The sequence below is a fragment of the Polynucleobacter sp. JS-Mosq-20-D10 genome (genome assembly GCF_018687755.1).
Taxonomy (GTDB): Bacteria; Pseudomonadota; Gammaproteobacteria; order Burkholderiales; family Burkholderiaceae; genus Polynucleobacter.
Genome location: NZ_CP061305.1, coordinates 162,645 through 177,581, shown reverse-complemented (window position 1 = coordinate 177,581; position 14,937 = coordinate 162,645). Strand labels below are relative to the sequence as shown.

At 45.6% G+C, this 14,937-nt stretch carries 15 protein-coding genes; 5 read left to right on the top strand and 10 right to left on the bottom strand.

Going from position 1 to position 14,937, the window contains the following annotated elements:
• Positions 1–3 precede the first annotated feature (3 nt).
• Genes FD967_RS00970 through zapD form a run of 4 tightly spaced genes read left to right on the top strand, consistent with a single transcriptional unit; the run spans position 4 to position 2,967 of the window.
• Positions 4–1,062: a type II secretion system F family protein gene (locus FD967_RS00970; protein ID WP_215326230.1), complete on the top strand. Its 1,059-nt coding sequence runs from the start codon at positions 4–6 to the stop codon at positions 1,060–1,062.
• Positions 1,062–1,562: an A24 family peptidase gene (locus tag FD967_RS00965; RefSeq protein WP_215326229.1), complete on the top strand. Its 501-nt coding sequence runs from the start codon at positions 1,062–1,064 to the stop codon at positions 1,560–1,562. The genes FD967_RS00970 and FD967_RS00965 overlap by 1 nt, the downstream gene beginning before the upstream one ends.
• Entirely contained in the window at positions 1,517–2,203 is a 687-nt protein-coding gene (gene coaE, locus FD967_RS00960) for a dephospho-CoA kinase (RefSeq protein ID WP_215326228.1), read from the top strand. Before FD967_RS00965 ends, coaE begins: the two co-directional genes overlap by 46 nt.
• Positions 2,204–2,214: 11 nt before the next feature.
• Positions 2,215–2,967: a cell division protein ZapD gene (gene zapD, locus FD967_RS00955; protein WP_215326227.1), complete on the top strand. Its 753-nt coding sequence runs from the start codon at positions 2,215–2,217 to the stop codon at positions 2,965–2,967.
• Here zapD and FD967_RS00950 read toward each other — a convergent pair.
• The 4 genes from FD967_RS00950 to secA all read right to left on the bottom strand — a co-directional run bounded on the left by FD967_RS00950 (position 2,964) and on the right by secA (position 8,337).
• Complete coding sequence (locus FD967_RS00950) at positions 2,964–3,380, bottom strand: NUDIX domain-containing protein (RefSeq protein WP_215326226.1); 417 nt, start codon at positions 3,378–3,380, stop codon at positions 2,964–2,966. The two genes, zapD and FD967_RS00950, sit on opposite strands and share 4 nt — an antisense overlap.
• 13 nt (positions 3,381–3,393) lie before the next feature.
• Positions 3,394–4,254 carry an ATP-binding protein gene (locus FD967_RS00945; RefSeq protein WP_215326225.1) on the bottom strand — a complete coding sequence of 287 codons (861 nt, stop codon included), beginning with the start codon at positions 4,252–4,254 and terminating at the stop codon, positions 3,394–3,396.
• An 11-nt stretch (positions 4,255–4,265) separates the two neighbouring features.
• A complete protein-coding gene (argJ, locus tag FD967_RS00940) occupies positions 4,266–5,501 on the bottom strand; it encodes a bifunctional glutamate N-acetyltransferase/amino-acid acetyltransferase ArgJ (RefSeq protein ID WP_215326224.1) in 1,236 nt (411 codons plus the stop codon).
• A 70-nt stretch (positions 5,502–5,571) separates the two neighbouring features.
• Positions 5,572–8,337, bottom strand: coding sequence for a preprotein translocase subunit SecA (gene secA / locus FD967_RS00935; RefSeq protein ID WP_215326223.1), 2,766 nt, complete (start codon positions 8,335–8,337; stop codon positions 5,572–5,574).
• Positions 8,338–8,361: 24 nt separating this feature from the next.
• On the opposite strand from secA, the gene FD967_RS00930 reads away from it, so the two are divergent.
• Entirely contained in the window at positions 8,362–8,895 is a 534-nt protein-coding gene (locus FD967_RS00930; protein ID WP_251369055.1) for a hypothetical protein, read from the top strand.
• A gap of 2 nt (positions 8,896–8,897) precedes the next feature.
• Here FD967_RS00930 and lpxC read toward each other — a convergent pair whose 3' ends face one another.
• The 6 genes from lpxC to FD967_RS00900 all read right to left on the bottom strand — a co-directional run bounded on the left by lpxC (position 8,898) and on the right by FD967_RS00900 (position 14,932).
• The gene (gene lpxC, locus FD967_RS00925) at positions 8,898–9,812 is read right to left on the bottom strand and encodes a UDP-3-O-acyl-N-acetylglucosamine deacetylase (RefSeq protein WP_215326222.1); all 915 of its coding nucleotides are present in this window, start codon (positions 9,810–9,812) and stop codon (positions 8,898–8,900) included.
• Between the two features lie 27 nt (positions 9,813–9,839).
• A complete protein-coding gene (locus tag FD967_RS00920) occupies positions 9,840–10,340 on the bottom strand; it encodes a peroxiredoxin (protein ID WP_215326221.1) in 501 nt (166 codons plus the stop codon).
• A gap of 111 nt (positions 10,341–10,451) precedes the next feature.
• A complete protein-coding gene (ftsZ, locus tag FD967_RS00915; RefSeq protein WP_215326220.1) occupies positions 10,452–11,792 on the bottom strand; it encodes a cell division protein FtsZ in 1,341 nt (446 codons plus the stop codon).
• Between the two features lie 45 nt (positions 11,793–11,837).
• A complete protein-coding gene (gene ftsA / locus FD967_RS00910) occupies positions 11,838–13,067 on the bottom strand; it encodes a cell division protein FtsA (RefSeq protein ID WP_215326219.1) in 1,230 nt (409 codons plus the stop codon).
• A 9-nt stretch (positions 13,068–13,076) separates the two neighbouring features.
• Complete coding sequence (locus FD967_RS00905; RefSeq protein ID WP_251369054.1) at positions 13,077–13,943, bottom strand: cell division protein FtsQ/DivIB; 867 nt, start codon at positions 13,941–13,943, stop codon at positions 13,077–13,079.
• A gap of 2 nt (positions 13,944–13,945) precedes the next feature.
• A complete protein-coding gene (locus FD967_RS00900) occupies positions 13,946–14,932 on the bottom strand; it encodes a D-alanine--D-alanine ligase (RefSeq protein ID WP_215327111.1) in 987 nt (328 codons plus the stop codon).
• Positions 14,933–14,937: the final 5 nt, after the last annotated feature.

Here is a 14,937-nt window from a genome sequence, read left to right as displayed (position 1 = left end):
CGAATGCTTTTCAAGAAAAAACTCAGTAAGTCTGAGCAACTACATTTTGCGCAACAGATGCTTGTCCTTCTTCAGGCTGGACTTCCCTTGCTCAATGCCATCCAGCTATTAATTCAGTCTGCACCAAAACCCTGGCAAGCTTGGCTGGAAGATATTCGTGCACTACTTCAAAAGGGTAATAGCTTATCTTTTTGCCTGAGTGCACAGGATGGAAAATTTTCCCCAGAGTTTTCTAACCTCATCAGGGTCAGCGAGAGAACAGGTGATCTGGGCTTGGCGCTACACACAATTTCACAACAACTGGAAGCCCAGATTGAGTTGCGAAGAAAAATACAGCAGTCACTAACATATCCCATCATTACCTTAGTAACATCTTTTCTGCTTGTCCTAGTCATGATGATTTGGGTTGTGCCGGTATTTAAAGAGGTTTTTGGGCACTTTCAGGCTGAGCTACCAGCGCCAACCAGAATCCTCATCTTCATTTCTACAGGCATTCAAAATTACTTTATGGAAATATTGCTGAGCATTCTCTTCATGGCCACAGGCTTTGTGTATATCTGGCTCAAATCAAGCTCACTCCAAAAAAATTGTGATGCCCTCTTACTGCGCATTCCATTTTTTGGCAGCTTGTTTAGGCTAGCGACACTTAGCCATTGGTGTCGAACTTTAGGGCATCTCTTGGAAACTGGCTTACCACTCCCAGATGCGCTCAGGGTTACCGCACAGTCCTCCAATCACTGGGTGAGTCATGACTTCAGTGCTGAGATATTTAAACACCTCACTCGTGGCTGGCCCTTGGGAGAATCACTCAAACGAGCCGATCCTAAGTCAAGAATTCTTGATGTAGAAACATTACTGCTACTTCACTTTGGCGCTGAAAGTGGCGCATTGGCTGAGATGTTAAATAAGCGCGCTACAACTCTAGCATCCCAGCTGAGTTGCCGACTCAATACACTCAGTCAAAGTTTAGAACCCGCATTAATTCTCTTTGTTGGTGCCATTATTGGTACCTTAGTCATAATCCTATATCTACCCATATTTAGTTTAGGAAAAATCGTTTAGTGGATCCCAAAATAATCATCTGGATAATTCAATCTCTACTGATACTGGCTTTACTGTACTTAGCTCATATCGATTGGCACACTTTCCGTTTGCCGAATGCAATCACCTTCCCCTTGATCATTCTAGGTATTGCTTTTAACGTATTCTCAGACTTGCGCTTTGCTACCCCAAGCTCTGCATTCATTGGAGCATTTCTAGGGTACGGTTTGCTATGGGCATTAAATACTGGCTATCGCCTCCTGAAAAACCGCGATGGTATTGGCATGGGTGATGCCAAGCTCCTGGCGGCACTGGGTTCCTGGTTAGGCTGGAGCGCCCTACCCAGCATTCTCTTGATGGCTTCCGTTACGGGAATGCTGGGTGGCATCATTTTGCTCAAATTGCATGGACATCATTTACAGAAAGCATTTCCTTTTGGCCCCTTTTTAGCTATTGCTGGCATCATTGAGTTGTTATGGCCTCAACTCATTCAAACTTTGATTCTGCCCAATCTGATCTAAAAGCCTTGAAAGGGAAAATTCCTCTCATTGGCTTAACCGGTGGCATTGGGTCTGGAAAAACTGCAGTTAGTGACCTGCTGGGCGGGTACGGGGCTGGCACGATTGATACAGATAAGATCTCACATCAAATCACTGCCCCTGGCGGAAAAGCTATTCCACTGATTACCAAGGCCTTCGGGGCTGACTTTATTGATCCCCAAGGCGCTCTTAATCGACCTAAAATGCGGACTCTAGTCTTTGAAGATCCCAGTGCTCGTCAGGTTTTAGAGCAAATCACCCACCCCTTGATTCAAGAGGAAACTGCCAAGCAAGCCCATGAAATGGCCAAGTCTGGAGTGCCCTACCTTGTTTTTGTGGTTCCCCTGCTAATTGAATCTGGATTTTGGATCAAGCTAATTGACTATCTAGTGGTGGTAGATTGCCCAGAAGAAACCCAAATCCAACGAGTGATGCACCGCAACAATATGACACGCTCAGATGTGGAAAATATTCTCAAAGCGCAAACTAGCCGAAATGTTCGCCTAACAGCAGCCAATGCTGTAATTGAAAATCAAGGTAGCTTAGATGAGCTCAAACCAGCGGTTTTAAAACTGCACCATCAATTGCTCAAAATTTTAGAAGAACCTTTAAGTTCGTCATAGAATATAGGCTTGTGATTGTCTACGAATACCCTTTCAATGAATTAGTTCGAAGCATGCTTCGTCTTGAGTATTTGTTCGCCCGCTTTAATCACTTCCTCCGATCAGATGACCCTGAACTTCACCACAATGCGATTGCAATGTTGTTTGACCTGGGTGATATTGGTTCTAGAGGCGATATTAAGTCCCTGTTACTTAAAGAATTTGAGCGCCAAAGATATGCCTTAAATGGCTTAAAGTCCTCCCAAAAGGTAGATCAAGAAGCGCTTACACAAACACTGTCTGAAATTGACAAAGCTGCGCAAAATATTAATCAGTCTGTGGGTAAGCCTAATGCTGCAATTACCGAGAGTGAGTGGCTTAATGCTATTCGGACTCGGCTAATTATTCCTGGTGGAACAAGTCCGATTGATTTACCTAGCTACCATGCTTGGAAAAATACTTCTTCGACTCAGCGTAGAGAGTTGTTAGAAAAATACGTTGCACCGCTTTTGCCATGGCATGAAGCTTGTCAAATTTTCTTAAGATTACTGCGCCAATCTGGCGAAGCTAAAGACGTACTAGCACATCATGGTGCTTACCAACAAGCACCATCAGGCAAGGTATACCAATTGATGCGCATTGCCGTTGAGGATGACACCCTCTTCTCAGAGATCAGCGCCAATAAATATCTGCTCTCAATTCGCTTTCTGAAGATTGATCAAGATAAAAAACCGCAGACTATAAATGAGGATGTGCCTTTTAGAATCACCCTCTGCCAGCTCTAAATCTTTAGCTGTTTGAGCTTCTCTAGCATGGGCCATGCAGCCGGTAATAAGGGCTCTACCGTCGGAAGCGCATCTCCAAGCAGCTGCCAAGAGAGCACCTGACCCTCACAACCTGTAGGTACACCAGACCATTTTCGAATGATACTGACATGCAAGCGTACATAAGCATGTGGATAGTCATGCTCTAAGATAACCAACTCTTCGCTAGACTCAATATCGATTCCAAGCTCTTCTTGCAATTCACGTTTCAGGGCTGCGAAAACAGATTCACCAGCTTCAATTTTTCCACCCGGCACTTCCCAGTAGCCAGCATAAGGTTTGCCCTCTGGACGCTGACCTAAAAGATAGCGACCATCCGCATCCAACAGAATTCCAGCAGCAACTTCCGTCACACGGCGATTAGCGTCACTCATGAATCGTCAATGATTAAGCGGTATGTGAACCAGCCCAGTGCTTAGCAAACTGCCAAGCTACACGACCAGACCGCGAACCACGCTCTAAGGCCCAAACCAATGCATCAGCTCTAGCACTCTCAATCTGCGCATCACTTAAACCAAAATGGCGTAACCAATGGGCCACAATTTCTAGATACTCATCTTGTTTTGGTGGATAGAAAGAGAGCCATAAACCGAAACGCTCTGATAGAGAAATTTTTTCTTCCACGACTTCACCCGGATGAATTTCTCCATCATCGCCATGAACATAACCCTCGTTGTCCTTCATATATTCAGGCAAGAGATGACGTCGGTTAGAAGTGGCATAAATTAAGATATTGTCCACTTGAGCTGACACAGATCCATCCAAAGCAGACTTCATCGCCTTATAACCAGATTCACCATCCTCAAATGAAAGGTCATCACAAAAAATAATAAAGCGCTCTGGACGATCGGCTAATAAATCCGTAATGTCAGCTAAGTCTGCTAAATGCTCTTTTTCAACTTCAACTAAGCGCAAGCCTTGGCTAGCAAACTCATGTAAGCTGGCTTTAATAAGCGATGACTTTCCTGTACCACGTGCGCCCGTTAATAGAATATTGTTAGCAGGCTTCTTCTGAATAAAATTTTTCGTATTGTCACGAATCGCATCACGTTGACGATCGATATTTTTTAGATCTTCAAAGGAGATATCAGCGACATGCTTCACCGCCTGCAAAAAACCGATGCTCCCAAAGATACTATCGCGACGACGCCATCTAAAAGCAGTTGAAGATTTCCACTGCTCTTCGGTCAATGTTTTAGGTAAAAACGTTTCAAGATGACTTAAAAGTTGCTCTAATTTTTCATTCATATAACGAGTTCCTATGAGCGGTAATCAGCATTTATAGAAACGTAGTCATGCGATAGATCACAAGTCCACATTGTCTGCTGCGCTGATCCGCGACCTAGATCAATCTTTATAGTAATTTCTGGAGCCTGCATTACCCTTTGACCGTCAACCTCTTGGTAATCAGGATTGCGGCCACCATTCTTGGCAACCCACACATCTCCAAGCCACATTTGCACTTGGTTCACGTTAAGATCAGTAATTCCAGCATAGCCAATCGCAGCAAGGATACGACCTAAGTTAGGATCGCTCGCAAAGAAGGCTGTCTTTACTAAAGGTGAGTGGGCGATTGCCTCCGCTACTAAGCGACACTCCTCTACAGTCTTGCCGCCTTGAACATTAATCGTAATAAATTTTGTTGCGCCCTCACCATCTCTCACAATCATTTGAGCAAGCTTACGTGCAAGATCAATTAATGCAGTCCGAACTAAACCATAACCAACATCATCCTTTGATTTAATCTGCACGGCTGATTGACCAGTTGCCATGATGATGAATGAGTCATTGGTCGAGGTATCGCCATCAATCGTAATTGCGTTAAATGATTGATCAGCAACCTCTTGAGTCAATGCAGCAAGTAGGCCTGGTGCAAAACCAACATCAGTTGCGATGAATCCCAACATAGTTGCCATATTCGGGTGAATCATTCCTGCACCCTTGCAGATACCAGTAATTGTCACGGGGCCAGCTGGAGTTTGCACCATCATCGACGTCGCCTTAGGCTGCGTATCTGTTGTCATGATGGCTTCTGCTGCATCAAACCAATGGTCTTCGTCTAGATTGGTAACTGCTTTCGGTAAGGCAGAAATCAATTTATCAATTGGAAGTGGTTCTAAAATCACGCCAGTTGAAAATGGCAGAATTTGTTCTGGGTTGAGCTTAAGCTCTTTTGCTAACTCGGCACAAGTTCCCAAGGCATCTTTCATACCCCGTTCACCCGTTCCTGCATTGGCATTACCCGTATTCACCACCAGCGCCCGAATCTCGCCTTTAGCACCATCCAAAGCCAAATGCTCTCGGCAAACCTGAACCGGCGCAGCGCAGAAACGATTTAAGGTAAAAACACCGGCAACTTGTGAGCCGGGGACCAAGGTCATCACCAATAAGTCCTTGCGATTGGCTTTTTTGATACCCGCTTCGGCGATACCCAGCTGAAAACCTTTAACAGGCTTTAGTTGGTCTTTTTGGGGGAGCGGTAGGTTGACTGTCATGATCTGACAATTGTAGAGGAGACATTGCAGAGCTGCCAGGTCTGGCAGCTCCTTTTAAATTCTATTCGGCTTAACTTAACGCGCCGCAGCAGTTCTTGTACTTCTTACCACTTCCGCAGGTACAAGGATCATTGCGACCCACCTTAGGACCAGAACGTAATGGGGCTGGAGCAATTTCGATGGCTGCGCCACGATCGCCAGTCGACCCAGCTACTTCAAGATCTGCATCGGCATGTTGATATTGCACATCTGAGAGTTTGGCTAAATCCTCATTGATTGACTCGGAGGCCTGATCTAACTCACTGGCACTACGAATCTGCACCGTCATGATGCTTTTCACAACATCATTCTTGATGACATTGAGTAGCTCACCATACAGCTCAAATGCTTCGCGGCGGTACTCCTGCTTTGGATCCTTTTGAGCATAGCCACGTAAATGGATGCCTTGGCGCAAATGATCTAAGGCAGCTAAGTGTTCACGCCAATGGGTATCTAAACTGTAGAGCAAAACTGAGCGCTCAAACCCAGCGAAAGATGTGCGTCCGGAAAGTTCTACTTTTGCATCATAAATTTCTTTTGCGACTGCTAGTACACGATTAACAATTTGCTCATCGTCCATAGAAGCAGCATTTTCAACCCAATTTTTCAGATCGACCGTTAAACCCCAGTCGCTAGCTAATACATTCTCTAGGCCAAGTAAGTCCCATTGCTCCTCCATAGACTCCAAAGGAATATATAGAGCGCAAATGCCACGCAATACATCTTCGCGCAAGTTAGCAATCAGATCTCCAACATCGCTACTTTCCAATACCTCATTTCTGAGTCGATAAGTTTCTTTACGCTGATCATTAGCAACGTCGTCGTATTCCAATAATTGCTTACGAATATCAAAGTTGCGACCTTCAACCTTGCGCTGAGCAGACTCAATAGAGCGAGTCACCATACCCGCTTCAATCGGCTCGCCATCCGGCATCTTGAGACGATCCATGACTGCGCGCAGACGATCACCAGCAAAAATACGTAAAAGCGAATCATCTAAAGAAAGATAGAAGCGGGAAGAGCCTGGGTCACCCTGACGACCAGCACGACCACGAAGCTGATTATCGATACGACGACTCTCGTGGCGCTCTGTACCAATAATATGCAAACCACCAGCAACTAACACTTGATCATGCAAGCTTTGCCACTCATCCTGCAAGGTCTTAATCTTGGCCGCTTTTTCTGCATCTGAAAGAGCAGCATCGGCCTCAATTAAGGAAGATTGCTTACCAACATTGCCGCCCAAAACGATATCTGTTCCACGGCCCGCCATATTGGTAGCAATGGTGATCATCTTAGGTCTACCAGCTTGAGCGATGATCTCGGCTTCGCGAGCATGCTGTTTCGCATTCAAGACCTGATGGGATAGTTGACGCTGCCCTAACAAACCTGCAATGAGTTCTGAGTTCTCAATCGAAGTTGTACCCACCAAGACAGGCTGCCCACGCTTGTAACAATCCTCAATATCCTTAATCACTGCATCGTAACGCTCGCGTGATGTCTTATAGATCTGATCTTGGCGATCTTTTCTTTGGCTAATACGATTTGGAGGAATGACTACAGTCTCAAGACTATAGATTTCCTTGAACTCATAAGCTTCAGTATCGGCAGTACCAGTCATACCGGCCAACTTGCCATACATCCTGAAGTAGTTCTGGAAAGTGATCGTGGCTAGGGTCTGATTCTCATTCTGAATCTGCACACCTTCTTTTGCTTCTACAGCTTGATGCAAACCATCAGACCAACGACGACCCTGCATTAAGCGTCCCGTGAACTCATCAACAATGATGACTTCATTATTTTGAACGACATATTGCTGATCGCGGTTGTAAAGAGTATGCGCACGCAGTGCTGCGTAAACGTGGTGCATCAAAGTAATATTTTGTGGGGCGTACAAGGAGTCGCCATCATTCAAGGCGCCAATCTCAACTAAGACTGTCTCAGCCTTGTCATGGCCGCGCTCTGTTAAATAAACTTGATGGGACTTTTCATCAACCCAGTAGTCGCCTGGCTTTTCAACACCAGTGCCATCTGCTTTCTCTTCACCGATTTGGCGCTCCAGATAAGCCGGCAATGCATTGATCTTAATATACAAATCAGTATGGTCTTCAGCCTGACCCGAAATGATCAATGGGGTGCGCGCCTCATCAATCAAAATAGAGTCAACCTCGTCAACAATTGCATAGGCTAGGCCACGCTGAACACGCTGACCCAAGTCTTGCACCATGTTGTCACGAAGGTAATCAAAACCAAATTCGTTATTGGTTCCGTAGGTAATATCAGCTGCGTAAGCCTCTTGCTTAGTGGTGTGATCCATTTGAGATAGATTCACACCAACCTTCATTCCCAGGAAGTTATAGAGCGTTGACATCCACTCGGCATCGCGCTGAGCCAAGTAATCGTTTACTGTAATGACGTGAACACCCTTACCTGTGAGGGCATTTAAATAGACAGGGAGCGTAGCAGTTAAGGTCTTACCTTCACCAGTTCCCATTTCAGCAATCTTGCCTTGATGTAGTGCAAGGCCACCCATCATCTGCGCATCAAAATGGCGCATCTTCATCACTCGTGTACTTGCTTCACGAACTACAGCGAAAGCTTCTGGAGCAATATCATCCAATGACTCACCTGCGGCTAAACGTGACTTGAACTCAGCAGTTTTTGCTTGCAGTGCGGCATCATCCAAAGCTTGCAGGCTAGGCTCGAAAGCGCTAACTTTAGCAACTACTTTGCGATACTGTTTTAAGAGGCGGTCGTTACGACTGCCGACCAGGGTTTTAAGAAGACCGATTACCATGGGATATTGAAGTAAATTAAGAACTTGAGTTTATCACCCGCACCCTCTTTTTATATGAACTTTGCCCCTAAACCTATTCGTACGAAAGCCGCCCATGACTGGTTGGAGTATTTGCGCGAGTCGGAGGGCTTGGGTGGAATTCTTGCCAAAACCGAAGATCTGGCCAAACTTAAAATTGCCCTGAAAGGGGCTCTATTCGAATTAGATTTAGACAATTTAGCGCCCAAAATTGAGGCTGGGTGGCGTTCTGGAGCTCAAAATGAGCTCTTTTTACTAGTAAACGGAGCGAGTATTGCGACCCGTCTTCAGCAAGTTTTACCCAGTTTAATCAACGAGTTAGCTAAAAAAGGAATTGTCTGCGCTAGCATTAAGGTACGCCTTAAGCCAGTGCCACCCAACTGGGAAATCAAGCCTCGCGAGGGACTCCAGGCTAAGCAAAAACCAAGAGGCTTCAATGCTGTTGCAAGGGCTTCTTGGGAATCATTATTGAATAAATTAGCACCTGATTCGGATCTACATAAGGCGGTTGAACGCCTACTTCAGAGCAAGCCTAAATAAACCTAGAAAAAGAGGGGTTGACTCTCTTTGGAATAGGCTGCGGGAGCCTTATTTTCCGTAAAACTGCTAATTTCATAAGAGCTAGGATCTTCCAAAAGCTTACGCAAGAGCGCGTTATTTAAGGCATGTCCTGATTTTTCAGCAACATAGGAACCCACAATCGGATGCCCAACTAAATATAGGTCGCCAATGGCATCCAAGATTTTATGACGCACAAACTCGTCTTCGTAACGTAACTCTTCGTTATTGAGAATACGATGCTCATCGAGCACGATCGCGTTATCCAAGCTTCCGCCTCGCGCCAATCCCATTTCTCGCAAGGCCTCAACCTCGTGAGCAAAGCCAAAGGTTCGGGCACGACCAATCTCACTACGATAAGCATGCTCAGCAAAGTCCACCACAAAACGTTGACCAGTTTTATCTACTGCCGGATGTTTAAAGTCAATGGTGAAGTCCAACTTAAAACCGAAGAAAGGCTCTAGGCGTGCAAGCTTATCGCCTTCCTTCACCTCTACAGGTTTTTTAATCACCACAAAGTGTCTGGAAGCTTCTTGCTCAGCTATACCGGCTGATTCCATTAGAAACAAAAATGAGGCTGCGCTGCCATCCATGATGGGCACCTCTTCGCCATCAAGCTCAATTAATAAATTATCAAGTCCTAGGCCCGCACAAGCTGAAAGCAAATGCTCCACAGTGGAGACACGCACGCCATCCTTTTGTATCACGGAGGCTAAGCGGGTATCGCAAACCGCCAGAGCAGTGGCCGGTACAACCGATTGCTCCGGGGTATCTACACGTACAAATACAATTCCTGAATTTACCGGGGCAGGCTTAATAGATAAGGTCACCTTGCGCCCAGAGTGCAAGCCAATCCCCACGGTTTTAATCGGGGCGGCGATTGTGCGTTGCTTCATCATGGTTTATCTAAATTCAGGAATGATTTATTAAAGCTTTTTTAAGACAGAAGCGGCATCGCTTACTTCAAATTTGCCAGGCGCTTCGCGATCCAAGGTTGTCACAACACCATCTTCAACAATCATGGCATAGCGATCCGAACGAACACCCAAACCACGAGCGGTCAAATCTAACTCCAGGCCAAGTTTCTTTGTAAATTCCGCACTACCATCACCCAGCATGCGAATCTTTTTGCCAACCTTTTGATCTCGGCCCCAGGCACCCATAACAAATGGATCGTTTACAGAAACACACCAAATTTCATCAACGCCTTTTGCTTTGATTGCATCAAAGTGCTCAACATAGCTAGGCACGTGCTTTGCTGAACAAGTTGGCGTGAATGCTCCAGGTAATGCAAAGATCACTATCTTTTTACCGGCAGTGAGTTTTTCAACTTCAAATGCGTTTGGTCCGATAGCGCAACCTTCACTCGCTTCATCCAAAAACTCATAAAGAGTAGCGTTTGGTAATTTTTGTCCGACTGCAATCATAAAGTCTCCAATCAAATAGTTGTCATGAATATGCCAACGCTAGCGCGGGATTCGTCGTCCGGAGGGGCGCCGCGCTGGCATTCTGCATGATCTATTGTATTGAGCAGTGGTTTAATCTGCTTGCTTACGTAAAAAAGCTGGGATTTCGTAGTAATCAGCCCCTTTATCCAGCATGTTTTTTGCCTGTGGAGAGCTATCAGCACCCAATGCAGGGGCAGGTGTAGCTTCACGAGAACTACGGAATACACGTGGCAAATCATATTGACTGTAATCAACTCCACTGGAGGTGGGTTGAGTAGCTGTCAAGGGTGCACTCCCCGTGCCTGTCATTGCCAAACCGGCGCTAGCGCTCAGAGCTGAATCTAAATTAACCCTACTGATTGCTGCTGAAGCGCTTGCTGGAGCAAAGCTATTTAAGTCAGCCATTGTTGGCATCGCATCATGCGTACCAGTAGCTTGTCTCCAAACCACTTCTGGTTGATGATGTTGGCGTGCTTGTGGATTATTCAAACCAGTAGCAACAACAGTGACACGCAATGCATCCCCTAAGCTCTCGTCATACACAGTACCGAAAATCACAGTAGCATCATCTGCAGCATAGCCACGAATTGCCGCCATTACTTCGCGAGTTTCTGACAATTTCAATGAACGGCTAGCAGTGATATTGACCAATACACCACGTGCACCAGACAAATCGACGCCCTCGAGAAGTGGTGAAGCAACTGCAGCTTCAGCAGCTAAGCGTGCGCGGTCCATGCCGGAAACTGTTGCAGTTCCCATCATTGCCTTGCCTTGTTCGCCCATCACTGTTTTCACATCCTCAAAGTCGACGTTGATCAAACCTTGCACGTTAATGATTTCTGCAATACCTGAAACAGCGTTATGCAATACATCATCAGCGCATGCAAATGCCTTATCAAACTCTGCATCTTCACCCATGACTTCAAAGAGCTTTTCATTGAGAACTACAATTAATGAATCAACATACGCTTCGAGTTCGGTAGCTCCATTCTCCGCAACCTTGAGACGCTTAACGCCCTCAAAATCAAATGGTTTGCTAATCACACCGACAGTCAAAATACCCATCTCTTTAGCAACTTGAGCGACAATTGGCGCTGCACCAGTACCTGTGCCACCACCCATACCAGCAGTGATGAACACCATGTGCGCACCTTGCAACGTATCTGCAATACGTGCACGCGCTTCTTCAGCGGAAGCTGCTCCGATTTCAGGTTTTGCGCCAGCACCGAGTCCGCTAGAACCTAGTTGCAAATTCACAGATGCCTCAGAACGCTGTAAAGCGCCAGCATCGGTGTTCATGCAAATAAACTCTACGCCATTAACACCACGACGAATCATGTGCTGAACTGCATTACCACCTGCTCCACCAACTCCAACCACTTTAATAATGGTTTTTCCAGCTGTTTCTTGATCTAACATTTCAAATTCCATATACCCTCCTAGGTAATAAGTACTACATTGACGACGACGAAAAACTTAAAAATTTCCTGCGAACCATTCCTTCATGCGCGAAATCACACTTTGTAACGCGCCTGATTGCGATACTCGACGACCACGCAACAACTGCGCCTGGCCTTCCATCAATAAACCGATACTGGTAGCAAAACGGGGGCTTCGTAAAACCTCATGTAGATGACCACGGTACTCGGGGGTACCAATACGCGCTGGACGTAAGAAGACTTGCTCAGCAAGCTCAACCATCCCCGGCATTAAAGAGGTCCCACCAGTCAGGACGATTCCTGAAGACACCATATCTTCGTAACCAGAATCACGAATTACACCCCGTACCAAAGTGAACAACTCCTCAACACGTGGTTCGATCACGGCAGCTAAAGCTTGTTTTGACATCGGTCGTGGTTCTCGATCACCAACACCTGGGACATCAATCATGGTGGCTGGATCTGCCATATCTTGGCGAGCAATACCATATTGAATCTTGAGATCTTCTGCATCAATAGTCGGGGTACGTAATGCCATGGCAATGTCATTAGTTATTTGATCGCCCGCAATTGGAATTACGGCAGTATGTCGAATGGAACCTTGGCAGTAAATCGCAATATCAGTTGTACCGCCGCCAATATCTACTAAGACAACGCCCAACTCTTTTTCATCTTCAGTTAATACAGCCAAACTAGATGCGAGCGGCTGCAAGATAAGATCATTTACTTCTAAGCCACAACGACGTACACACTTCACAATATTTTGTGCGGCACTAACAGCACCAGTAACAATGTGTACTTTCACTTCGAGGCGCAAGCCGCTCATACCAATAGGCTCACGCACATCTTCCTGTCCATCAATAATGAATTCCTGAACAAGAATATGGAGAATTTGCTGATCCGTTGGAATATTGATTGCTTTAGCAGTTTCTAAAACACGCTCAACATCGCCAGCGCTAACTTCTTTATCCCGTATTGCCACCATACCGCTGGAGTTAAAACTCACAATGTGATTTCCAGCAATACCGGTAAAGGCCTGCACGATCTGGCGGTCAGCCATGACTTCGGCTTCTTCAAGCGCTTTCTGAATAGACTGAACTGTAGCTTCAATATTGACAACTACACCCTTCTTCAAACCTTTGGACGCAGTTTGACCAACGCCAACAACATTAAATTGGCCGTCAGCTGCTAACTCAGCAACCAAAGCAACCACCTTGGATGTTCCAATATCTAATCCGACCAATAAATCGCGGTTGTCTTTACTCATTCTCATTCCTCATTGCTTCTGCTCGCTTTTTTTGCTATCTGCTTCATTTTTTTTCAAGCTTGCCGAAGCAAGATGCACTGCAAAACCATTTGCATATCGCAGATCGATTGCATCTATCCGGTTAGCCCACTTCTCTTGTACCTGCGGCCAATATTTAAAGAGACGTGCCACACGATCTTCAGTTAATGTTTTGTCTGAATTCTCTTCATCCCTACCGAATTCCACTTTCATACCATTAGATAGTTTTACGTGCCATGCGTAACGATCAGAGAGGGTTAAGCTTTTTACTTCTGCACTCCAAGGCTTAAACCAAAAGTTTGCTCTCTCGTACAAGCGCATCACTTCTTTACTGGCATCTTCTGGCCCAGAGAAATCAATTAAAGTAATACCATCTCCCACATCAGAAACGCGCCCAGCAAAGAGCTCGCCATGGGTATTCATTAAGGTGTGACTATCAGCACCACCCCAAGTACCAAAGGGCTTTTGCTCTTCAATACTCACAATCAATCCGTTAGGCCAAACTCTGCGAACGTTTGCATGACGCACCCAAGGCATCGACTCAAAGCCACGTTTGACATCCTCTAATCTCACGCTAAAGAAATTACCTTGGACCGTCTCTAAAACCTGCTGTTTAACTACAGGTTTATTAATATGTTTAAGCGATTGGCCGGCCACAGGCTCTATTACCACTTGGCGTAATGCAAATACCGGACGCTGACTCAACCACACCAAAACTCCAAAGAAAACCATGACTGCAAAACAGCGCATCAAGAAACGGCTCAGCTTTTGCATCCGCTCTGGATAATTCCAAAGTGGAGAAGCTAGTGAAGCAACTACCTCACTGAAACCATTTAAGAAAGCACTGATGCGACTCATAATTACGCAGCGCCTTTACTATTGATAGTTTGGCTAATGACCCAGAGAACTAATTCGGCATACTCAATACCAGCTGCTTTTGCTGCCATGGGCACCAACGAATGTGAGGTCATGCCTGGAGAGGTATTCATCTCCAGGAGATAAGGTTTGCCAGTTTTTTGATCGAGCATTACATCAGCTCGACCCCAAGTTTTACAACCAAGCGCACGATAAGCAGCTAACGCTAATTCTTGAACTGCTTTATTTACTTCTGGCGCAAGTCCAGTTGGGCATAGGTATTTGGTCTCATCAGAAAAATACTTATTGTGAAAATCGTAATTAGCTTCTGGTGGAATGATTTTGATTACAGGCAAGGCTTCAGCATTTTCTCCAAATCCAACCAGCGGACAAGTCAACTCGTCACCGACAATACAAGTCTCTGCAATCACCTTTTTATCCATTCTGGCAGCTAACTTATAGGCAGCAGGCAATTCTTCAACCGACTTCACTTTAGTTAAACCAAGTGATGAGCCTTCATGTGCAGGCTTCACAATTAATGGCAAGCCTAAATGCTTCACTACTGCATTCCAATCGCTATCGGCTTTAAGCTCCTCAAATTCTGGAGTTGAAAGACCGCTACTAAGCCAGACAAGCTTGGTTGCAATTTTGTCGATCGCTAATGCGGATGCCAGTACACCACTACCGGTATAAGGTATACCTAAGAGCTCCAGCAATCCTTGAATAGTGCCATCTTCGCCGTAGCGTCCATGCAAGGAAATAAATACACGGTCAAATTTTTCTTGGGCCAACTCAGTTGGGCAACGTAATCCTGGGTCGAATGGGTGCGCATCCACCCCTTTCGAGAGCAGCGCTTCTAATACGCCATTACCTGACATCAATGAAATCTCTCGCTCACCAGAGCGACCACCCAGCAAAACGCCTACTCGACCTAATGATTTGATATCCAAGTGAGCGAGATCACGCTTCACACGTTCGCCCCATGAATACATTTTCA